The 21390-nt window shown below is 71.6% G+C and carries 23 protein-coding genes; 13 read left to right on the top strand and 10 right to left on the bottom strand.

The window, feature by feature from the left end; translation table 11 throughout:
- Positions 1-295: 295 nt before the first annotated feature.
- Both ACZ462_RS08980 and ACZ462_RS08985 read left to right on the top strand, forming a co-directional pair.
- The gene (locus ACZ462_RS08980) at positions 296-484 is read left to right on the top strand and encodes a hypothetical protein (protein ID WP_467804422.1); all 189 of its coding nucleotides are present in this window, start codon (positions 296-298) and stop codon (positions 482-484) included.
- 88 nt (positions 485-572) lie between these two features.
- Positions 573-1109 (top strand): GNAT family N-acetyltransferase, encoded by a 537-nt coding sequence (locus ACZ462_RS08985; protein ID WP_467804423.1) that lies wholly within the window; start codon positions 573-575, stop codon positions 1107-1109.
- Positions 1110-1241: 132 nt separating this feature from the next.
- Here the strand turns inward: ACZ462_RS08985 and ACZ462_RS08990 are convergent, their stop codons facing one another.
- Positions 1242-1874, bottom strand: a complete 633-nt coding sequence (locus ACZ462_RS08990) for a hypothetical protein (RefSeq protein WP_467804424.1) — start codon at positions 1872-1874, stop codon at positions 1242-1244.
- Positions 1875-2002: 128 nt separating this feature from the next.
- A complete protein-coding gene (locus tag ACZ462_RS08995) occupies positions 2003-2545 on the bottom strand; it encodes a DUF3291 domain-containing protein (protein ID WP_467804425.1) in 543 nt (180 codons plus the stop codon).
- A 312-nt stretch (positions 2546-2857) separates the two neighbouring features.
- Here ACZ462_RS08995 and ACZ462_RS09000 point away from each other — a divergent pair, with 312 nt between their 5' ends.
- Both ACZ462_RS09000 and ACZ462_RS09005 read left to right on the top strand, forming a co-directional pair.
- Positions 2858-3703, top strand: a complete 846-nt coding sequence (locus ACZ462_RS09000) for an alpha/beta fold hydrolase (RefSeq protein ID WP_467804426.1) — start codon at positions 2858-2860, stop codon at positions 3701-3703.
- A gap of 214 nt (positions 3704-3917) precedes the next feature.
- Positions 3918-5447: a helix-turn-helix domain-containing protein gene (locus ACZ462_RS09005; RefSeq protein ID WP_467804428.1), complete on the top strand. Its 1530-nt coding sequence runs from the start codon at positions 3918-3920 to the stop codon at positions 5445-5447.
- Between the two features lie 104 nt (positions 5448-5551).
- Here the strand turns inward: ACZ462_RS09005 and ACZ462_RS09010 are convergent, their stop codons facing one another.
- The 3 genes from ACZ462_RS09010 to ACZ462_RS09020 form a co-directional block, all read right to left on the bottom strand.
- Positions 5552-5755 carry a DUF397 domain-containing protein gene (locus tag ACZ462_RS09010; RefSeq protein WP_467804429.1) on the bottom strand — a complete coding sequence of 68 codons (204 nt, stop codon included), beginning with the start codon at positions 5753-5755 and terminating at the stop codon, positions 5552-5554.
- Between the two features lie 68 nt (positions 5756-5823).
- The gene (locus ACZ462_RS09015; protein ID WP_467804430.1) at positions 5824-6027 is read right to left on the bottom strand and encodes a DUF397 domain-containing protein; all 204 of its coding nucleotides are present in this window, start codon (positions 6025-6027) and stop codon (positions 5824-5826) included.
- A complete protein-coding gene (locus ACZ462_RS09020) occupies positions 6024-6878 on the bottom strand; it encodes a helix-turn-helix domain-containing protein (RefSeq protein WP_467804432.1) in 855 nt (284 codons plus the stop codon). Before ACZ462_RS09020 ends, ACZ462_RS09015 begins: the two co-directional genes overlap by 4 nt.
- A gap of 149 nt (positions 6879-7027) precedes the next feature.
- Here ACZ462_RS09020 and ACZ462_RS09025 point away from each other — a divergent pair, with 149 nt between their 5' ends.
- The 8 genes from ACZ462_RS09025 to ACZ462_RS09060 all read left to right on the top strand — a co-directional run bounded on the left by ACZ462_RS09025 (position 7028) and on the right by ACZ462_RS09060 (position 13529).
- Positions 7028-7468 carry an ATP-binding protein gene (locus ACZ462_RS09025; RefSeq protein ID WP_467804433.1) on the top strand — a complete coding sequence of 147 codons (441 nt, stop codon included), beginning with the start codon at positions 7028-7030 and terminating at the stop codon, positions 7466-7468.
- A 354-nt stretch (positions 7469-7822) separates the two neighbouring features.
- Positions 7823-8308 carry a hypothetical protein gene (locus ACZ462_RS09030; protein ID WP_467804434.1) on the top strand — a complete coding sequence of 162 codons (486 nt, stop codon included), beginning with the start codon at positions 7823-7825 and terminating at the stop codon, positions 8306-8308.
- Positions 8309-8838: 530 nt separating this feature from the next.
- Positions 8839-9237, top strand: coding sequence for a hypothetical protein (locus tag ACZ462_RS09035; protein ID WP_467804436.1), 399 nt, complete (start codon positions 8839-8841; stop codon positions 9235-9237).
- Between the two features lie 81 nt (positions 9238-9318).
- Positions 9319-10611, top strand: a complete 1293-nt coding sequence (locus ACZ462_RS09040; protein WP_467804437.1) for a VanZ family protein — start codon at positions 9319-9321, stop codon at positions 10609-10611.
- Between the two features lie 402 nt (positions 10612-11013).
- Positions 11014-11214, top strand: coding sequence for a ferredoxin (locus tag ACZ462_RS09045; RefSeq protein WP_189809418.1), 201 nt, complete (start codon positions 11014-11016; stop codon positions 11212-11214).
- Positions 11178-11714: an NUDIX domain-containing protein gene (locus tag ACZ462_RS09050; RefSeq protein WP_467804438.1), complete on the top strand. Its 537-nt coding sequence runs from the start codon at positions 11178-11180 to the stop codon at positions 11712-11714. Before ACZ462_RS09045 ends, ACZ462_RS09050 begins: the two co-directional genes overlap by 37 nt.
- 151 nt (positions 11715-11865) lie before the next feature.
- Positions 11866-13287 carry a cytochrome P450 gene (locus ACZ462_RS09055; protein ID WP_467804439.1) on the top strand — a complete coding sequence of 474 codons (1422 nt, stop codon included), beginning with the start codon at positions 11866-11868 and terminating at the stop codon, positions 13285-13287.
- 8 nt (positions 13288-13295) lie between these two features.
- Positions 13296-13529 carry a hypothetical protein gene (locus ACZ462_RS09060; protein ID WP_467804440.1) on the top strand — a complete coding sequence of 78 codons (234 nt, stop codon included), beginning with the start codon at positions 13296-13298 and terminating at the stop codon, positions 13527-13529.
- 19 nt (positions 13530-13548) lie between these two features.
- Here the strand turns inward: ACZ462_RS09060 and ACZ462_RS09065 are convergent, their stop codons facing one another.
- Positions 13549-15003 carry an MFS transporter gene (locus tag ACZ462_RS09065; RefSeq protein ID WP_467804602.1) on the bottom strand — a complete coding sequence of 485 codons (1455 nt, stop codon included), beginning with the start codon at positions 15001-15003 and terminating at the stop codon, positions 13549-13551.
- A gap of 227 nt (positions 15004-15230) precedes the next feature.
- Between ACZ462_RS09065 and ACZ462_RS09070 the strand changes: the two genes are divergently transcribed.
- A complete protein-coding gene (locus ACZ462_RS09070) occupies positions 15231-17309 on the top strand; it encodes a S9 family peptidase (RefSeq protein ID WP_467804441.1) in 2079 nt (692 codons plus the stop codon).
- Between the two features lie 80 nt (positions 17310-17389).
- Here ACZ462_RS09070 and ACZ462_RS09075 read toward each other — a convergent pair whose 3' ends face one another.
- The 4 genes from ACZ462_RS09075 to ACZ462_RS09090 are packed head-to-tail and all read right to left on the bottom strand — an operon-like array spanning position 17390 to position 21376.
- Positions 17390-18412 (bottom strand): ABC transporter ATP-binding protein, encoded by a 1023-nt coding sequence (locus ACZ462_RS09075; RefSeq protein WP_467804442.1) that lies wholly within the window; start codon positions 18410-18412, stop codon positions 17390-17392.
- A complete protein-coding gene (locus ACZ462_RS09080) occupies positions 18409-19446 on the bottom strand; it encodes an ABC transporter ATP-binding protein (RefSeq protein WP_467804443.1) in 1038 nt (345 codons plus the stop codon). Before ACZ462_RS09080 ends, ACZ462_RS09075 begins: the two co-directional genes overlap by 4 nt.
- Positions 19446-20432, bottom strand: coding sequence for an ABC transporter permease (locus tag ACZ462_RS09085; RefSeq protein WP_467804444.1), 987 nt, complete (start codon positions 20430-20432; stop codon positions 19446-19448). The genes ACZ462_RS09080 and ACZ462_RS09085 overlap by 1 nt, the downstream gene beginning before the upstream one ends.
- Positions 20429-21376, bottom strand: a complete 948-nt coding sequence (locus ACZ462_RS09090) for an ABC transporter permease (RefSeq protein WP_467804445.1) — start codon at positions 21374-21376, stop codon at positions 20429-20431. Before ACZ462_RS09090 ends, ACZ462_RS09085 begins: the two co-directional genes overlap by 4 nt.
- Between the last annotated feature and the right edge of the window lie 14 nt (positions 21377-21390).

A 21390-nucleotide genomic window follows, 5' to 3' on the forward strand; every position in this document is an offset into this window, starting at 1 on the left:
TCGAGGCGCAGCCAGTCGTTCCGCCTGCCTTGCCGGCGAACCCAGTCGTACGAGGGGACGTACTGGGGGTGCTGGGTGGCCGTACCGGCCGGGGCGGATCTTGCGGAGCCGTACGTCGAGCTGTCGTACACGGATGCAGCACGGGAGTGCTGGCGGCATCCGCTGCTGGAGTGGGTGACGGCACGGTTCGAGGACGTGGCCGCGGTGCGGCCGTTTTTCGCTGGACGCGTGGTGAGCGTCACTTCTCGGGCTGGTACTGGGCGGCGACGACCGGGCGGCACGTCGGTTTCGAGACGTGGCTCCCGGGGTCGTGGGGACCGCCTCGCAGCCGTTCTGGTTGCACGGGCACGACGGCGGGCGTGAGCGTCGGCACGCACCGGACTACTTCGTACGCCGCGCGGACGGCGACATCTCCGTGTCCTCCTCCATCAACGTCTACTTCCGGACCCGCCCACGGCCCGCCGGCCACATCAGCGAGTCCTGACACTGTTTGCCGATCGGGAGCCGATGGCGCCCAGTGTCGGCCGGGGAATCGCTTGGCCAGCGCTCGGCGGAGAGATCATCATGTGGGAATGCCTGACAACCGATCCTCTGCGGCACCCACTGTGGTGCGGCTCTCCCAGTACACGAAGGCGGACCAGGAGGAGATCCTTGGCAACGGCGATGATCCCTTCGGTGTCGTCTCGACCGGTCTGACCTGGCTGCCGAAAGAAGAACACTTCGGCATCAGACACGAAGACCGGCTCGTGGCACACACTGGCCTGCTGCGACTGCCTGTCGCGATCGGCGACACCAAGACAGAGGTGGTGGGCGTCGGCGGGGTCGCCGTCGCACCGGGCATGCAAGGCCAGGGCCTGGCTCGGCTCGTCGTCACAGCTGCCCTGGAGCATGCCCGCACGATGGGTCCTCAGCACGCACTCCTGTTCTGCCGACCTCCCCTCATGCCGCTCTACCAGCGCCTGGGATGGCACCCGCTCAACACGGACGTACTCGTCGAACAACCCGAAGGCCGCCTGGTGACCATGCCGCTGCGGACCATGGTGACGCCCCTGCGCGACGACGCCCGCTGGCCCCCGGGGCCAGTACGACTGTTCTCGCTCCCAATGTGACGGAGGGGCACCCAGCACGGCGACAAGGGTTCACACATCCCACATCGGCGGCCAACCCGCCTCACCTGATCGTTTGCCAATCAATCCAGTCGCCGCAGGCCAACGCGAGCAGAGCGACCAACTTCGCTGTCGTCACAGCCGCCGTCGTACAGGCACGACGGCTTCCGCTTGCTCGTCGGCTCGGCCACTCCGAACACGCCAGCGCCACATCGTGTGTCCCACAAGAACCAGGGCGACGAGGCATGCTGCGACGCGAGTCACGTTCCAAGTCATGGCGAAAGCGGGCCCCTCCGAGCCCACTTCCACCCTCAATCGCTGGGTGGCCTCAAAGAAGGCGATGAACGGAACAAGCAGACGGAACAGGAGGCCACCGATCCCGGGAGTCCGCGCGAGGTTCCCCATGAGCCCCAAGGGTGCACCAAACACGAAAGCCGCTATTCCCCACAGAGCAATATGCCCCCCGCCGACGGCGCCGGACTCCATCTCCATTTCGGGCGGGACGTAGGCGGCCTGTTTCATTCCCTCTGGAATGGTGGGGTTGACTTCCTTGAACAGGTAGTACGTAACCACACCGACGGCCAATCCAAAGCAGGCAAGCAGGGCCGACTCCATCTTGGAACGACGGAAACGACCCACCAGAAATGCATAGCAGGCCCACGGCCAGCCGCTGGAAAAAACTATTCCCACGGCGAGACACACAGGATTGTCCCATTTGTTGGCGACGGGGCCCACCAGGCCGAGCAGTGCACCCGCTGCGAGAGACACAGCCGCAGAAGCAACGCGAACACGTGCAGAGCGTGTGATTGCATTCCTCCGTTCAGTGGGCAACTCCGCGTTGGAAACCGTCTCTGGTGCTGCACGAGCTGCGCAACAGCCCCAGAGGAGGTGCCAACCTAGCGCACTCTCCCGGGAGTTACTGCCCCGGGGGTCCCGTCTGGTGCGAACGTCCGCCGGAACGTGAAGGCGTACGGCTCGGGACCCCTCCCGTGCAGGTTCTCGAGCCTGGCGACGCCTTCCCGCCACGTCGGTATCACCCCGTCGGAGACCCACCAGAACGCGTACGGCGGGTGCCCGGTCCGCTCGAACCAGTCGTGACGCCTGTTCAGCGCCTCGCGGTGCAGTCCGGAGTAGATGGCGTCGCGGGCAAGCCGCAGGTCGGTCCAGACGGAGAGCGTCGCGGCCAGGGCGACACGGTCCGCCGTCCTGCCCTTGCCGTACCACCACGGCACGGCGAACTCGCCCCACACGCCCCAGTCCAACTCGAAGTGCGTGCCCCGCCCGCCGGGCGCCGGCTCCGCATGGGCGACGTATCCGGGCTGCCGGGCGATCTCGGGGTAGACGGCCTCGCCCCTGGCGTGGAGTTCGCGCGTGAGCGGTCCGGGATCCGCCAGAGGCGCCTTCAGGACACCGAATGTGTACAGAGCAAGCTGAGGCATACGTCTCCCCCTGATGGTTGGCGCCGGGCGCGACCGCCGCACGCCGAATGCCCCGTGAACGTAGCCGCCTCCGCGAGCCTTGTCGAAGTTGCGCTTTTGCTCCCGAAATGGCCTCCCGCAGCCCCCGCCAGGAGGAGCGCCCGTTACAGGACGGCCCGCCCCGGAAGGACGAGGGGACTGGCAGCAAACCCCACCGCCGAGCCCTGTCCGCTCCCGAGCGCGCGCACCGGCACCGGCACCGGCACCGGCACCGGCACCGGCCCACACGAAATCCGCTTGCCCGACTCCCGCCGCCCTGCGAGCGTCCCCCGCATGCCCACCTTCACCTCGTACGACGGCACCCTCCTCAACTACCGCGTCCTGGACGGGCCCGGCCCGGACCTGGTCTGCCTCCCCGGCGGCCCGATGCAGGATTCCGCGTACCTCGGCGACCTGGGCGGCCTGGCCGCGCACCGCCGCCTGGTCCTGCTCGACCCGCGCGGCACCGGCGCCTCGGCCGTCCCCGCGGACCCGGCCACGTACCGCTGCGACCGCCAGGTCGCGGACCTCGAGGCCCTGCGCCGACACCTCGCCCTCCCCCACCTTGACCTGCTCGCGCACAGCGCCGGCGCGAACCTGGCCGCGCTGTACGCCGCCCGGCACCCGCAGCACACCGGGCGGCTCGCACTGATCACCCCGAGCGTCGCCGCCACCGGCATCACCATCACCGGCGAGCAGCGGCTGGCCGCCGCGCGGCTCCGCCGCGACGAGCCGTGGTTCCCGGCCGCGTTCGCGGCGCTGGAGCGCATCGTCGCGGGGCAGCCCGGCGCCGACGACTGGACGGCGGTGGAACCCCTCGTGCACGGCCGCTGGGACGAGTCGGCCCGGCGGTTCGCCGACGAGGGAGCGCGCCGCAAGAACCAGGAGGCGGCGTCCGTCTTCGGCGCGGACGGCGCCTACGACCCGGACGCCCTGCGGGCCGCACTCCGCCAGTCCGAGTCCCCCGCACTCGTACTGGCCGGCGAACTCGACCTACAAGGCCCGCTTCCCGCGATGACCGCGTACGCCGGCCTCTTCGGGAACGCGAAGCTCCTCGTCCAGCCGGGAGCCGGCCACTTCCCGTGGCGCGACGACCCGGCCGCCTTCACCGCAACCGTGGCAGCGTTCCTCGCGGACTGAGGGCGGGGGCCGGGGGCCCGGGGGGCCGAGGGCGGATCCAGGCCCCCGGCCACACGCCCACCCCGAGACTTCACCCATATGTCCGTATCAGAGCAGAATCCCCCAGCTCACCCCACCCTCACCGCCTTTAATCCACACCCCACCTGACGGTCGGTGACACCCGTCCGCCACACCCAACACGCGCCTCATCTCATATCTGAGATACGGTGCACCCATGGCAGACGACTACCTCGTACGCATCGGCAAGCTCATCCGTGACGCCCGGCAACACCGCGGCTGGACGCAGAGTCAGCTTGCAGACGCCCTGGGCACCAGCCAGAGCGCCGTGAACCGCATCGAGCGCGGCAACCAGAACATCAGCCTCGAAATGATCGCGCGGATCGGCGAAGCGCTGGACAGCGAGATCGTCTCCCTCGGCTACGCCGGCCCGATGCACCTGCGCGTCGTCGGCGGCCGCCGCCTCTCCGGCTCCATCGACGTCAAGACGAGCAAGAACGCCTGCGTCGCCCTCCTCTGCGCCTCCCTCCTGAACAAGGGCCGCACCGTGCTGCGCCGCGTCGCCCGCATCGAGGAGGTGTACCGGCTCCTGGAGGTCCTGAACTCCATCGGCGTCCGCACCCGCTGGATCAACGACGGCGTGGACCTGGAGCTCGTACCGCCGGCGGACCTGGACATGGACGCCATCGACGCGGAAGCAGCGGTCAGGACCCGGAGCATCATCATGTTCCTGGGCCCCCTGCTCCACCGGATGGACCAGTTCCGCCTCCCCTACGCGGGCGGCTGCGACCTCGGCACCCGCACCATCGAGCCGCACATGATCGCGCTGCGCCGCTTCGGCCTGGACATCACCGCGACCGAGGGCATCTACCACGCCAAGGTGGAGCCGAACGTCAGCCCGGACCGCCCCATCGTGCTGACCGAGCGCGGGGACACCGTCACCGAGAACGCGCTCCTGGCCGCAGCCCGGCACGACGGCGTCACCGTCATCCGCAACGCCTCCTCCAACTACATGGTCCAGGACCTGTGCTTCTTCCTGGAGGCGCTGGGCGTACGGGTCGACGGCGTCGGCACCACGACCCTCACCGTCCACGGCGTCCCGAACATCGACGTGGACGTGGACTACTCCCCCTCCGAGGACCCGGTCGAGGCGATGAGCCTGCTCGCCGCCGCGGTGGTCACGGAGTCGGAGCTGACCATCCGCCGGGTCCCGATCGAGTTCATGGAGATCGAGCTCGCGGTCCTGGAGGAGATGGGCCTGGACCACGACCGCTCGGCGGAGTACACGGCCGACAACGGCCGCACCCGCCTGGTCGACCTGACGGTCCGCCCCTCGAAGCTCGAGGCGCCGATCGACAAGATCCACCCGATGCCGTTCCCCGGCCTGAACATCGACAACGTCCCGTTCTTCGCGGCCATCGCGGCCGTCGCCCAGGGCCAGACCCTGATCCACGACTGGGTGTACGACAACCGGGCGATCTACCTCACCGACCTCAACCGCCTCGGCGGCCGCCTCCAGCTCCTGGACCCGCACCGCGTCCTGGTGGAGGGCCCGACGCGCTGGCGCGCGGCGGAGATGATGTGCCCGCCGGCCCTGCGCCCGGCGGTGGTGGTCCTCCTCGCGATGATGGCCGCGGAAGGCACCTCCGTCCTCCGCAACGTGTACGTCATCAACCGCGGCTACGAGGACCTGGCGGAACGCCTGAACTCGGTGGGCGCCCAGATCGAAACCTTCCGCGACATCTAGGTCTGTCGCCCCAACCCCGGCGCGCAAGGCGGCCGGTCAGAGCGCGGCGTGACACGCGGATGCCCCGGACTCCGAAGGGTCCGGGGCATCCTCCCGCCACGGCTCTACCGGCTCGCGAAGCCGACGAAGGCGGTCCACGCCGGTCCGCCGACCACGAGCCCCGGGCGGCTCGTGTCCTTGGAGTCGCGGACGTGGACGCTGTTCAGGCGCTCAGCCACCTCGACGCACTGCCCGCCGACCCCGGCGCTGCAGCTGCTCTTGAACCAGGCAAGCGTGTCGTTCTCGTGCTCGGACTTGTTCGCGTTCATCGGTCTCCCAGCAACCTCTCGAGCAGGATCCCGCCCAGTGTGCAGACGGGGGCATCCCCATGACGGCTCTACCGACCGGCGAAGCTGACAAAGGCGGTCCATGCCGGGCCGCCGACCACGAGCCCTGGGCGGCTCGTGCCCTTGGAGTCGCGGACGTGAACGCTGCCGGGGCACGCGGCCACCTCCACGCACTCCCCGCCCGATCCCGTGCTGTAGCTGCTCTTGAACCACGTCAACTCGTTCGCGGCCCCGGGGGGCTTTTCGGTGTTCATGACTCTCCCAGCAACTTCTCGACGAAGACCAGCGATGCCCGCGGAGTGAGCGCTTGGGCCCTGAGGAGGCCGTACTGCTCCTCCAACTCACGGACCGGCTTGCGATCGGTGTGCAACCGACTGTCCTTGTACCCCTCCACGTAGGCGATCCTCCGCCCGTCACGCGTCTCGATCAAGGTGAAGGGGCCCTCAAGTCCAGCGTGCTCCTCCAAGTCGGTGGGCACCACCTGAATCTCGACGTTTCGGCGCTGGCCAGTCATCAGCACGTGCCGGAGCTGACCGTGCATCACCGTCCGCCCTCCCAGAGGTCGCCGCAGTACCGACTCCTCGATGACGAAGCTGATCGTCGGCAGCGGCGTCCTCCTCAGGATCTGCTGTCGCGCGAGCCGCGCCGCAACGCGTTGCTCCACCGTCTCCTCAGCCAACAACGGGCGAGACATGGTGAACACCGCTCGGGCGTAGTCCTCGGTCTGGAGGAGGCCCGGCACGGCCTTGGTCGCATACACGTGCAGCTCAACCGCCTCGGCTTCGAGCCTCGCCGCATCACGGAAGAACGCCGGGTACTGCGCCCGCGCGACCTCCTCCTTCATCTCCTTCAGGACCTCGCCCGCGTCCAGCAGGTCGTCCGCCTGGTCGATGAAGCGCGGCGGCGGGACGCGCCGCCCCTGTTCGTACGCGGCGATGGTCGACGCCGAGTAGCCCAGCCGCGCCCCCATCTCGGTCCGCTCCACCCCGGCCCGGACCCGAAACCGTTTCAGCTGACGCCCGAAGACGCGCAGGATCCCGGAACCCGGGTCCGGCGCGGCGTCGCCCGCGTCCTCGTCCTCCGGCCGCTGGGTGGGTTCGCTCATGCCCGCCATCACCTCCACCGGCCAACGCCGCTCCGCATCGGCCGTCACGCTCCGCACCGCCTACAGGAACCGACACCTCGCGTACCGCCACCACCTGTAAGCGCTCGGTGTCTTACTCAGCGTAAGCGGCCCCCGGAAGCCTGTGTCCCATGAACAGCGAGACTTCCCCCACCAAGGCAGACCTTGAGTTCTCGATGCGTTTCACGTCCTCGCCCCGCGGCGCCCGTCTGGCCCGCCGACTCGTCTCCCACTGCCTCACCACGTGGGGCCACCCGTACGGCTCCGCAGCCAACCAGAAGCTGACGCTGATCGTCGCCGAGCTAACCGGCAAGGCCGTCCGTCACGGGCACGTCCCCGGACGGGACTTCCACATCCGGCTGACCGGCTCGACCCGCACCCTCCGCGTCGAGGTCACCGACACGCGCACCGAACGCGTGCCGCTGCTCCCCACCCAAGAGCCTCCCAATGACGCCGAGTCGGGGCGCGGGCTGCTCGTCGTGGCGCGGCTGGCGAGCCGCTGGGCGGTGGTGCCGCGGGCCGGTGCGCCGGAGAAGACCGTCTGGGCGGAGGTGTGCCTATCAGACCGTTGACCGACAATCCGTCGACCTGGTGTTCACCGCGGACGAGGTATCACCCAGCCCGTACGGCGCGGTCCGGTCAGGCCGGGAGGCTGCGGACGACGTACGCCATGTGCTGGATTGTGCCCGTCCTGAGCCCGTCCCGAAGGTCTCGCCCACGCTCGCCGCCGCGCCGGGAAGGCCCAGTAGGGCGCAAAGCTCCGCGGCGGCGGCTGTCAGGGTGACTGGGCTCGGTGCTCGTCCGGCGGACTTGCGGCCACTCCCGGATACCCGGCCGCACACAAATTCGCTCGTTCACGCCCGAATCCAGCCACAAGCCCGTAGCTTGATTCGCTCAAAGCACCGGTCTGCACCCAGGAGTTCCCTGTGACCAACCCGCCCGGTGGCAGCCGGATAAGGGCGCGCTGCGCAGGCGCCCTCGCTGCCATGGCCATCGTCCTGTCGCTCGCCGCCTGCGAACCCGCTGCGTCCGGCACCGTCCCGAACAGCAGCGGTACGGCGAGTGCGCCGGTGACCCCGTCGGAGACACCGACTCCGAGCCCCACTCCCACCCCGAGCGTCTCCCCGAGCACGGCATCGCCGACGCCGTCGGCCCCGCCGCCGTCCGCCGAGCCCACCGCCAAGGCTCCGGCACCGACACCGCCCGCCCCCGCGCGCACGCAGGCGCCCGCGCCGGCGCCTGCGCCCACCAAGGCGACAACCGACTGCTACCCGAAGTCGAACAGCGGGAACTGCTACAGGGCCGGCCAGATCTGCCGAAAGGCCGACGTCGGCACCTCCGGCCGCGACGCCAACGGCCGCACCATCCACTGCCGCCAGGACGACAGCGTCGGCCAGCGCTGGGGTTACTGACCGGAAGCGCAAGGTCGTCCACGTACTGCCCCGGCAGCGGCCGGTCTTCCGGGGAAAAGTCCCCTCACGCCGTGAATGGCGACCATCCCCACGAGGGGGCCATGACATGAGCGATGCGTCCTGGGAGAAATTCCGGCACCTGTCGGTAGCCGAAAAGCCCCGAGAGTGGTTCTCCTGGACGCAGTACGGCGGCGACCACGGGCCCGGCCTCGAAGTCCTGCACACCGGGCCCGGGAAGCGCGTGCTGCAGCTCGGCGTGGGCAAGGGGGACAACCTCGCCTCGTCACGCGAACCGGGGCCTCGGCCTCGGCGTCGACCTCTCCACCCCGCACATCGAGGCGGCCCGCGAGCGGTTCGGCGGTCTGATCGAGGCCCACCACGGGCGCTGGTTAGGCGCCTGCGGGCCGGGTCAGGTGAACACCCCCGGCTTGAGACAACTTTTGAACGGCTCGCATTTGCCTAGACCGTCACCAGGTTCAAACCTAGCGTCACTCCCTGGACATTGATCAACGAGTTGGGGAGGGGATCCCATGCTCATGCGAACATTGGCCATCGGAGCCGTCACCGGGGCACTCGTCGTCGGGGGGACCGCGGCCGCATACGCCGTCACCACCAGCACCAAGCTGAGCAACGGAACGCTGTCGTTCACCGCTCAGGACGGGTCCGCCTACGGGGACTCCTCGGTGTTCTACGCGTCCACCGCCTACAGGAAGACCGCCGGATCCACGGTCTCCGTTCGCCTGGAGATGATCACCAAGGACGGCCGCTTCGGGAGTGGCGACGCCTACAAGTCCGTCTCCGCCGGCCAGACGGTCATCACGCAGTGGGGCGGCGTCAGCAAGTCACGCTACGCCTCCGACTGCAAGGCCACCGGGTCTATGTGGGCCACCGGCAGCATCTACTACACGCCGACTGTCCATTTCTGCTGACCCGCCGCACCACCACCCTGCCGGGTGCGACGCTGACCGCCAGCGCCGCACCCGGCAGTCCTTTTTCAAGGAGACACCTTCATGATCGAAGCGTCGATGGACGCAGTGCCGGGCCTCATCCTCGGCTTCTGCATCCTGGCCGTGGTGCTCGGCGTACCGGCCGCAGTCTTCGCCCACCGCAACACCATCCCCGCCGTCCCGACCGTCTTGTCCGCCCTATCCGTGGCGGGCATCGTCTGCGTCACCCTCATGCCCGGTCTGTCCGCCGACGCAGGCCGCAACTCCTGCGACCTCGGCTTCGAACTCGCCGGGCTCGGCCCGTCAGCGTGGCTGAACTTCGCCCTGTTCATCCCCGCCCCCCTGTTCGCCGCCATCGCATCCCGCAAACCACTGCTGACCGCGGCGGCGGCCGTCGTCGCCAGCGCCGCCATCGAGGCCGCCCAGACCCGCCTGGCGACCGGCCGCACGTGCAGCCTCACCGACCTCGTCATGAACTCCGCCGGAGCCCTCACCGGCACCGCAGTCGCCGTCACGTGGCTGCTCGCCGCCGCGGCTTCGCCCGCCCTGCGCTGGAAACGTGACGCCGTCCTCTCCGCGATCACGGCGGTTGCCGGATCCGTGGTCCTCACGGCCGTCCTCGCGATCTGGACACCCGACACCCGCGACGGCGTCGCTTCTGATCGAGAGACGGCCGCTATGGTCGCCGCCACCGAGGAAGCCGTCCACTGGATGGGCGAAGTCTCCACCGCAGCGTTCGGCCCAAACCAGCAGAACAGCGGCATCCGCACCGAACGCCGCGACGGCCGATGGATGCTCGCCTTCGAATCCGATAGCGGCACCATCGACGGCGTGTGGCCGGACCGCACCCTGACCAGCATCAAGGCCCGCAACAACGAAGCCGAACCTGGCACTCTGACCGCCGCCGACGCAATCGCCGCCGGGAAGACGTTCGCCGAGACCTGGTTCCCCGAGCAAGTCCGGGGGAGCACCCTCACCACACAGCCGCTCGGCACCAGTCCACGCACCGTGTACGAACTCACCTACCGCAGGCACGCCAACGGCGTCATGCTCCCGATGCGCCTCGACCTCGCCGTCACCTCCACAGGCCGCATCCTGCACGTCTCATGCATCCCCGAACCAGACCCCGCCATGCCCACCCCCGTCCTCAACCGTGAAACGGCCGAGACCCGCGCCCGAGAACACACCGGCCGTACTCCGACCGCTGCCGTCCTGCTCGCACAGAGAATCGGCGGGACATGGCGGCCGGTATGGATGGTCGGCATGCCCGAGGGATCCCCCCAGCCCGACGTCTTCCTCGACGCCGTCACCGGAACGCCAGTCACCCCCGACCCCGCCCGTCAGCCCCCCAGCTAGGATTCAACCAGCGCGCAGGCGCTGTTCAGCCCCCTGGGTGAGAACCAGTCGTGGGGGTTGCGTGCTTTGCTGATCCGGCAGGTCATGAGGGTGACGGCTGCCCAGGTGATGAGGGTGTCGGAGTCTCCTCACCATCACCCGGTGGTGCTTCCGCCCCTACATGTGGGAGGAGAGGCTGCGCGCCGCCGGTTTCGCCTCGGCCGCCGGTCAGCGGCTTCCCTGTCCGAAGCACCGGCAGACGATCGGCACGCTCATCGTGCAGGCGACGGCATGAGCATCGGTCCCCTCGCCCGTCAGGGTGAATGGGCGGGCGACTCGCCCGGGGGCGGGGTGCAGGGCGGGCGATCATGGGTCGCGCGTGCACGCGACCGCGTGCCGGCGGAGCTTTCGGAGGGCGGATCCATGGCCGACAGGATCACCATCGACACCGACGTCTGCATCGGCAGCAGCCAGTGCGCCCTCAGAGCGCCCGCGGTGTTCACCAGTGACGACGACGGCTTCGGGATGGTCATCCCGGGGCGCGAGGACGGCGGCGGCGACCCGATGCTGAAGGAGGCCGCCCGCGCATGTCCCGTACAGGCGATCACACTCCCCGGCACGTGACCTCGGGCTGGCTGCCCGCCGAGGAGTTCGCCGCGACCCTGCCCAAGGCGACCGCCTTCGGCTGCCTGTTCTTCACCGACGAGCAGGACCGGCCCGTGCAACTGCGGGCCGTGTACTCGCGCAGCAACCCCTGGCAGTGGCCCGGCGGCTGCATGGACGAGGGCGAGCGCCCCTGGGAGACCGCGCTGCGCGAGTGCCGCGAGGAGACAGGCATCGTGTACGAGGGCCCCAGGCGGCTCCTGGCCACCGTCTTCGGGCTGCCGGGGAAGGAATGGCCGCTGAGCTCCATCGGGTTCGTCTTCGACGGGGGGCGGCTGACCTCCGGGCAGGTCGACGGCATCGTCCTCGACCCGGCCGAGCACGACGACGTACGCGCCCTGCCGCTCGCGCAGTGGCGTCCGCTGATGCCGCCGCGGGACTTCGAGCGGCTCGAAGCGGTCATGGCGGCCCGGCGGACCGGGACGGCCGCGTACTTCGACACCTGGGACTGGGGCGACTGAGCGCCTGCCCGGCGCCCGCCCTCTGTCCGGATACCGCCCCTACGGCGATTTTCGGCCAGCCGGAGCACCGGATCGGCTCGCTCCGCCCGGGGACGGGGCAGAATCGGCAGGCCGGAACAGGTCCGGCGGGGTGAGGAGTCAGGGGGCGGCCATGGCCACACTGGGCACGGGGACGGACGAGGGCACGGGGACGGGAGCCGCGCCCGGCGCGGGCGGCGGCCGGCAGGTGCCCGTCCTGGCCGGGAACCCGCTGCTCGGCTCCCTCCCGGAGCTCAAGTCCGACGCCCTCGGCACCTACCTGCGGGCCCACCGCGAGCACGGCGACGTAGTCCGGGTGTCCGCGGGCCCGCCCGGACTGCGCACCGACCTGTACTGCGTCTTCTCCGCGGAGGGCGCGCAGCAGGTCCTGGCCTCGGAGTCCGCCAACTTCCGCAAGGACAACCCCTTCTACCAGGAGATCCGCGACTCCTTCGGAAACGGCCTCCTCACCAGCCAGGACGCGGACTACCTGCGCCAGCGGCGCCTCGTCCAGCCGCTGTTCACCAAGCGCCGCGTCGACGGCTACGCCGCAGCCGTCGCGGCCGAGGCGCGCACGACGCTCGCCGCCTGGGAGCGGCTCCCGGACGGGGTCGTCGACGTCTCCGAGGCGATGATGCAGCTCGCGCTGCGGGCGGTCGCGCGGATCCTGTTCGGCACGGACGTCGACACCACCGTCGACGTCGTCGACCGGTGCTTCCCCGTGATCACGGAGTACGTGCTGCGCCGCGGGTACTCCCCCGTCAACATCCCGCGGACGTGGCCGACGCCCGGCAACCGGCGGGCGTCGGAGGCGCTGGACGAGCTGTACGCGGTCTGCGACCGGATCATCGCCGAGCGCCGGTCGGGCGGGCAGGACGCCCAGGGCGAGGACCTGCTGGGGCTGCTGTCCGCGGCGTCGAGTTCGGAGGACGGCGCGTTCGACGCCGCCGAGCTGCGCGACCAGGTGCTGATCTTCCTGCTCGCCGGGCACGAGACGACCGCGACGTCCCTGGCGTACTCGCTGCACCTGCTGGCGCTGCACCCGGAGCAGCAGGCGCTGGCCCGGGAGGAGGTCGCCCGCGTGCTGGGCGACCGGGAGCCGGAGGCGGCCGACCTGGAGCGGCTGCCGTACCTGACGCGGGTGCTGAAGGAGGCGATGCGGCTGTACCCGGCGGCGCCGGTGATCGGCCGGAACAGCGTCGCCGCGACGGAGATCGGCGGGTACGCGATCCCCGGCGGCGCCAATGTGATCCTGGCGCCGTGGGTGACGCACCGGCACCCCCGCTACTGGCCGGACCCGGAGCGCTTCGACCCGGACCGCTTCACCGCGGAGGCGGAGGCGGGCCGGCCCCGGTACGCCTGGTTCCCGTTCGGCGGCGGGCCGCGCGCGTGCATCGGGCAGCACTTCTCGATGCTGGAGTCGGTGATCGCGCTGGCGGAGCTGCTGCGGGCGTACGAGTTCGAGGCGGTCGACCGGGACGTGCCGCTGAGCGCGGGCATCACCCTGCGCACGCACGGCGCGCTCCGCTGCCGCGTCCGCCGCGTGGCCGGGTGAGGGGTCCCGTGGCTGCGCTCGTGTATTTCCGCAAGGTCTCCGAGACCGGACGGCTGGTGGAGTACGAGTTCGGCGGCGACCCCGGCGCCCTCGGGCGGCGGCTGGCCGTGGACAAGGCGTCCCGCACCGCGACGGCGGGGGACGGGCGGGTCGACCACGCGTTCCTGCTGGCCTCGCGGAAGCTCGCCGTCCTGTACGCGGAGCGGGGTGTGTGGCCGGAGCGCGGCATGAGCGCGACCTGATCACAGGTGCGGGCTCCCGTCACGCCTCCGCTGCCGTCGGCTGCTTGCGGCCGCGGAGGCGTTCCAGGTCGGAGGGGCGGACCTTGATGGCGAAGACCGCGATGACCGCGCCGACCAGGGTGAACGCGGCCGCGACGACGAACGCGGCGTTCACGCCCGCGGTGAGCACCTGGTCGGCCCACGGGTCCGGCAGCCGGCCGGTGCGCCGGAAGGCGAGGAGCTGCTCGGGGGTGGCGGTGGCGAGGAAGTCGCGGGCCTGGGCGCGGCCCTCGCTGCGGCCGGCGGTGCCGAAGACGGTGACGAGGACGGACAGGCCGAGCGAGCCGCCGACCTGCTGGGTGGCATTGAGGAGCCCGGACGCGGCCCCGGATTCGCGGTCGGTGACGTGGGACAGCGCCATGAGGGTCAGGGACACGAACTGCAGGCCCATGCCGAGGCCGAAGAGGAGCATCGGGCCGAGGACGCTGCCGAGGTAGGTGGAGTCGGCGTCGGCCCGGGTCAGCCAGGCCAGGCCGGCGGAGCAGCACAGGGCGCCGCTGACCATGAACGGTTTGGGGCCGCGGACGGGCAGCAGGTGGGAGGTGATGCCGGCGCCGACGGCGATGATCGCGCTGACCGGCAGGAAGGCGAGGCCGGCCTCCAGGGGGCTGAAGCCGAGGACGTTCTGGACGTAGAGGGTCAGGAAGAAGAACATGCCGAAGATCGCGCAGGCGAGGAAGAGCATGATGCCGTAGGTTCCGGCGCGGTTGCGGTCGGCGAACATGTGCAGCGGGGTGATGGGCTGGGCCGAGCGCCGCTCGTTCACGACGAAGAGGGAGAGCAGCACCACCGCGGCGCCGAACGAGGCGAGGGTGAGGGGGTCGCGCCAGCCGTCCTGGGCCGCGCGGATGAACCCGTAGACGAGTGAGGCCATGCCGAGCGTCGACAGGAGGGCGCCGGCCACGTCGAAGTGCCCGGGGTGCCGCTCGGACTCCTGGAGGACGCGGGCGGCGAGGACGGCGATCAGTACGGCGATGGGGACGTTGACGAAGAGCACCCAGCGCCAGTCGAGCCACTCCACCAGCATGCCGCCGGCGAGCAGTCCGATCGCTCCGCCCGCGGCGGAGACGGCGGCGAAGACGCCGAACGCCCGGCTGCGGGCGGGCCCCTCGCGGAAGGTGGTGGTGATGAGGGCGAGCGCGGTCGGCGAGGCGATGGCTCCGCCGGCTCCCTGGAGGGCGCGGGCGGCGAGCAGCTGGCCCTCGTTCTGGGCGAATCCGCCGAGCAGCGAGGCCAGTCCGAAGAGCAGGACGCCGGCGATGAAAACGCGTTTGCGTCCGAGGATGTCGCCGGCGCGGCCGCCGAGGAGGAGGAGTCCGCCGAAGGTGAGCGTGTAGGCGTTGACGACCCAGGCGAGGCTTTCGGTGGTGAAGCCCAGCGACGTCTGGATGTGCGGCAGCGCGATGTTCACGATGGTGATGTCGAGGACGACCATGAGCTGGCACGAGGCGATGGTGAAGAGGGCGAGCCCGCTGCCGTTGCCGCGGCCGCCCGCGCGGCCCGCGCCGTCCTCGCCGCCGCCGGTGGCGTCGGTCCCCTTGCCGGGTGCTGCGTTGGGGTCCACCTTGTCGACGCTAAACCTGCTCCCACCCGTACACCACTCGAATGGGCTAGCCGACGTTACATGTACAGTGTGCCATTTCACATGGCACACTCGCCTGCATGGACGAATTCCTCCGCCTCTCCACCGACACCGGCCGCTTCGCCCACGGCGCTCCCCGCGCCTTCGCCTTCGGCGACGACGGCCGGCTCCTCTGGTTCCTGCGCTCCACCGGCCCCACCGACCCCCGCGACTCGCTCTGGGTCCTCGACGCCTCCACCGGTGCCGAGACCCTCCTCGCCGACCCGCGCCGGCTCGCCGCCGAGCCCGGCCCCCTGCCCGAGGCCGAGCGCCGGCTGCGCGAGCGGATCCGGCTCACCGCCGCCGGCATCGGCAGCTTCGCCCTCTCCGACGACGGCCGCCACGCCGTCTTCGCCCTGTACGGCCGGCTCTACCGCGTCTCGTACGCCGGCCCCGGCGCCCCCGCCGCCCCGCCCGCCGAGGTCCCCACGGCCGGGCCCGCCTTCGACCCCCGCCCCAACGGCGACGGCTCCCGCACCGCCTACGTCGCCGGCGACGCCCTCCACACCTCCCCCGGCGGCCGCGTCAGCCCCGCCGACGGGGCCCGCTGGGGCGTCGCCGAGTTCGCCGCCGCCGAGGAGCTGGGCCGCGACCGCGGGCACTGGTGGTCCCCGGACGGAGTCACCCTGCTGGCCGCCCGCGTCGCCGAAGGCGCCCTCCAGCGGCGCCACTTCACCGACCCCGCCCACCCCGAGCTGCCGCCCGAGGACTTCGCCTACCCGGAGGCCGGCGGCCCCAACGCGGACGTCCAGCTGTGGGTGCTCGGACCGGGCGGCCACCGCGTCCGCATCCACTGGGACACCGGCCGCCACCCCTACCTGTCCGACGCCGGCTGGGAGTCCTCCGAGGAGATCCTGCTCACCGTCCAGGACCGGCTCCAGCGACACGTCCTCCTGCTCACCGCCGACCCCGCCACCGGCCGCACCCGCGAGCTGTCCCGCACCACCCACCCCCAGTGGGTCGACCCGCTCCCCGGCACCCCCGCCCGCCTCCCCGACGGGCGGATGCTCACCGCCGCCGACACCCCCGGCGGAGCCGCCCGCACCCTCGCCGTCGACGGCCGGCCGCTCACCGGCGACGCCCTGCAGATCCGCCGCGTCGCCGGCCTCCACCAGGGCCGGCTGCTCGTCGAGGCCGGCCTGCGCGACCCCGCCGAGCAGCAGGTGCTCCTCCTCGACCCGGACTCCGGCGCACACTCCGTCCTCGCCGACGACACCGGCGTCCCGACCGTCCACAGCGTCCTCGCCTCCGCCGGATCGCTGCTGCTGACCGCCGCGAACCGCGACGGCATCCGCCGCACCCTGCACACCGCCGACGGGCGGCAGTTCACCCCCGGCGACCTCTCCCAGCCGATGCCGTACCGGACCGCCCCGCTGCTGGAGCGCGTCACCGAGCACGGCGTCCCCACCGCGCTCGTCCTGCCCCGCGGGCACGCCCCCGGCCGGCGGCTGCCCGTCCTCGTCGACGGCTACGGCGGGCCCGGCTTCCAGGACGTCAGCGCCGAACCGCGCCGCTGGCAGTACCGCCAGTGGTGGGCCGACCAGGGCTTCGCCGTGGTGACCGTCGACAACCGCGGCACCCCGTACGTCTCCCCCGCCTTCACGCACGCCATGTACCGCGGCTTCTCCGAGGTCACCCTGGAGGACCAGGTCGCCGCCCTGCAAGCGCTCGGCGCCCGGCACCCCGACCTCGACCTGGGCCGCGTCGGCGTCCGCGGCTGGTCCTACGGCGGCTACCTCGCCGCGCTCGCCGTGCTGCGCCGGCCCGACGTGTTCCACGCGGCTTCCGCCGGGGCCGCGCCCACCGACTTCCGCCACTACGACACCGCGTACACCGAGCGCTACCTCGGACTCCCCCAGGACCACCCCGAGGTCTACGAGCGGGACTCGCTGATACCCGACGCCCCGAAGCTGACCCGGCCGCTGCTGCTCAGCACCGGGCTCGCCGACGACAACGTCCACCCCTCCCACACCCTGCGCCTCTCCCGGGCGCTGACCGACGCGGGCCGCCCCCACCAGCTGCTGGCGCTGCCCGGCGTCACCCACATGACGCCGGGCGGCACCAGGGAGAAGCTGATGGCGCTGGAACTGGAGTTCTTCCGCCGCGAACTCGCCCCCTGAGCCGTACGGCCGGGAAACGGCGACGGGCCCCGGAGCCGATCGTGTCGGCTCCGGGGCCCTCACCTTCCCGGGGTCACCCGTCAGTCGCCCGGGAAGTGGCAGGCCACCTCGCGTGAGGCGGCGATCCGCAGCAGGGGCCGCTCCGTGCGGCAGACCTCCTGCGCCTTGGGGCAGCGCGGGTGGAAGGAGCAGCCCGGTGGCGGCGCGGCCGGGCTCGGCGGGTCCCCGAGCAGGACGATCCGCTCCCGCCGCCGCTCCGCCGCCGGATCGGGCAGCGGCACGGCGGACAGCAGCGCCCGGGTGTAGGGGTGCTGGGGGTCGGCGTACAGGTCGCGCTTCGCGCCGATCTCGACGATCCGGCCGAGGTACATGACCGCCACGCGGTCGCTGACCCGCTTCACCACGGACAGGTCGTGCGCGATGAACACGTACGACAGCCCCAGCTCCGCCCGCAGCCGCTCCATCAGGTTGACGATCTGCGCCTGCACGGAGACGTCCAGCGCGGACACCGGCTCGTCCGCGACGATCAGCCGCGGCCCGGTGGCCAGCGAGCGGGCGATGCCGATGCGCTGCGCCTGCCCGCCGGAGAACTCGTGCGGGTAGCGGTCGATGTGCTCGGGGATCAGGCCGACCAGCTCCATCAGCTCCGCGGCGCGGCGCCGGGCGTCGGCCGCCGACCAGCCCTGCACGAGCAGCGGGTCGGAGATGATCCGCGAGACCGTCTGGCGCGGGTTCAGCGAGGAGTGCGGGTCCTGGAAGACCATCTGGACGTCGCGGCGCAGGGGCCGCAGCGCCCGCTGCGACAGGCGCGTGACGTCCCGGCCGTCGAAGACGACCGACCCCGAGGTGGGCTCCAGCAGGCGGACGAGCATCCGGCCGGTGGTGGACTTCCCGCAGCCCGACTCGCCGACGAGTCCGAGGGTCTCCCCCGCCGCGAGGTCGAAGGAGACCCCGTCGACGGCGCGGACCGGGGCACCCCGGCGGCCGGTCGCGGAGCGCCGGCCGGGGAAGGCCATGGTCAGGTCGCGCACCGACAGCAGCACCGCCGGGCCGGCCCCGGCCGGGTGCCCCGCGGACGACGCGGCGTGGGTGGGTGTGGTCATCGGGCCGCCTCCTCGGCGATGGGGGATCCGGCGACGTGGCAGGCGGCCGCCCGGCCGGGGAGTTCCCCGTACGGCAGGAGCGGCGGCCGCTCCTGCGTGCAGCGGTCCACGGCCAGCGCGCAGCGCGGGGCGAAGGCGCAGCCGGGGGCGGGGGTGAGCAGGGAGGGCGGGGAGCCCGGGATGGCGCGGAGCGGGCCCTCGTCGCCGTCGTCGGCAAGGCGGGGCATGGAGTCGAGCAGGCCGCGGGTGTACGGGTGGGCGGGGTCGGCGAACAGGTCGTCGACGCCCGCCTGTTCGGCGGCCCGGCCGCCGTACATGACGAGCACCTCGTGGGCGACGCGGGCGACGACGCCCAGGTCGTGGGTGATCATGACGATGCCGAGGCCGCGTTCCTGCTGGAGGCGGGCGAGGAGTTCGAGGATCTGCGCCTGGACGGTGACGTCGAGGGCGGTGGTGGGCTCGTCCGCGATGAGCAGGTCGGGCTCGCAGGCCAGGGCCATGGCGATCATGGCGCGCTGGCGCATGCCGCCGGAGAACTGGTGCGGGTACTCGCCGGCGCGGCGGGCGGGTTCGGGGATGCCGACCTCGCCGAGCATCTCCACGGCGCGCTTGCGGGCGGCCGCGCGGCCGCTGCGGAAGTGGACGCGTACGTGCTCGGCGATCTGCTCGCCGACGGTGTAGTAGGGGTGGAGGCTGGAGAGCGGGTCCTGGAAGATCATGGCCATCTTCCGGCCGCGGAGCCGGGAGAACTCCTTCTCCGCCATGCCGGTGAGCTCTTGTCCGGCCAGGCGGACGGAGCCCTCGACCTCGGCGCCGCGGTGCAGTCCCATGACGGCGAGCGAGGTGACGGACTTGCCGGATCCGGACTCGCCGACGATGCCGAGGGTGCGGCCGGCCTCGACGGTGAAGTCGAGGGAGTCGACGGCGCGGACGGGTCCGCGGGGCGTGCGGAAGGTGACGCCGAGGCCGCGTACGGCGAGGAGCGGCGCGTCCGGGCCGCGGGGGGTCGCGGGAGCGTCGGTGGCGGCGGCCATCAGTACCTCACCCTCGGGTCGACGACGGCGTACAGGAGGTCGACCATGAGGTTGGCGACGACGATGAAGAAGGCGGCGAGCAGGGTGACGCCGAGGACGACCGGCTGGTCGGAGCTGACGAGCGCGCCGTAGAACAGCCTGCCGATGCCGGGGAGTCCGAAGATGGACTCGGTGATGACGGCGCCGGCGAGGAGCCCGCCGAGGTCCATGCCGAAGATGGTGAGGATCGGCGTCATGCCGGAGCGCAGGCCGTGTTTGACGACGACGGTCCGCTCGGGCATGCCCTTGGCGCGGGCGGTGCGGATGTACGGCTCGGCCATGGCCTCGATCATGGATCCGCGGCTCTGGCGGGCGTACATGGCGGCGTAGAGCAGGGCCAGTGCGGTCCAGGGCAGCAGGAGGTTGGAGGCCCAGCCGAGCGGGTCGGAGCCGAAGGGCGTGTAGGTGGGGTACGGCAGCAGGCCGGCGATGCGGATGACGCCGTAGATGAGCATGACGGACGTGAAGTAGACCGGCAGGGAGGCGGCCGCGACGGCGCCGACCATGAGGGCCTTGTCGGTGGCGGTGTCCTTGCGCAGGGCGGCCGTGACGCCGGCGCCGAGGCCGAGGACGAGCCACAGGGCGGCCGCGCCGAGGGCGAGGGAGGCCGAGACGGGCAGGCGGTCCGTCAGCAGGTCCCACACGGGCAGGGAGTTCTCGTAGGAGTAGCCCAGGCAGGGGAAGTCGCAGCGGACGGCGTACTGGCCGGTGCCGAGGGTGCGGCCGGTGAAGATGCCGGTGAGGAAGTCGGTGAACTGCCGCCACAGCGGCAGGTCCAGGCCGAGGTAGGCGCGGACGTCGGCGATCCGCTCGGGGCTGCACGTCTTGCCGCAGGCGGCCGCGGCGGGGTCGGAGGGCAGGACGTAGAAGATGAGGAAGGTGACGGCGGCGATGGCCAGGAGGACGCCTGCGAGGGCGAGCAGCCGGCGGGCGAGGTAGAGGATCAACTGCGGCTCCCCCTCGGGTCGAGGATGTCGCGCAGGGCGTCGCCGAGCAGGGTGAAGGCGAGGACGGCGAGGAAGAGGAAGGTGCTGGGGATGGCGAAGTACATCGGGTCGGTCTCGTAGTAGGCCACGGACTCGGCGATCATCTGGCCCCAGGAGGGGGTGGGCGGGCGGACGCCGACGCCGAGGTAGCTGAGGGCGGCCTCGGTGCTGATCATTCCGGGGATGAGCAGGGTGGTGTAGGCGATGACCGGGCCGGAGACGCCGGGGAGGATCTCGCGGGTCAGGATCCGCCAGGAGCCGGAGCCGGCGACGCGGGCGGCGTCGACGTACTCGCGGTGTTTGAGGGAGAGGGTCTGGCCGCGGACGACGCGGGCGACGCCGGGCCAGCCGAAGACGCCGATGACGGCGGTCATGAGGACGATGCGGTTGACGTCCTTGGCGACGGACAGCATCGCGATCATGAAGATGAGGGACGGGAAGGACATCGTCAGGTCCATCAGGCGGGACAGGACGGCGTCGGTGCGGCCGCCGAAGTAGCCGGCGGCGATCCCGGCCGCGGTGCCGGTGACGACGACGATCGCGGTCGCGGCGAACGCGATGAGCAGGGAGACCTGGGCGCCGGTGACGACGCGGGCGAACAGGTCGCGGCCGGTGACGGGTTCGACGCCGAGCCAGTGCTCGGGGCTGATCCCGCCGAAGGAGCCGAGGGGGAGGCCGCCGAGGTAGGGGTCGACGGCGGTCTTGTCGAACTCCTCGGGGGACCAGCCGCCCAGGGCGCTGAGCCAGGGGGCGGTGGCGGCCATCAGGACGAAGAGGGCGACGACGCAGAGGCTGATGCGGACGGCGGGGCGGCGGCGGAGCTCCCGCCGGGCGAGCTGCCAGGGGCTGCTGCCCGGGGGGAGCGTCTCGGCCGTCGCGGCCTCGGGGGCTGCGGTGGCTGTCATGGGTGTCGTGGGTG

Source organism: Streptomyces sp. NPDC031121, assembly GCF_055570615.1.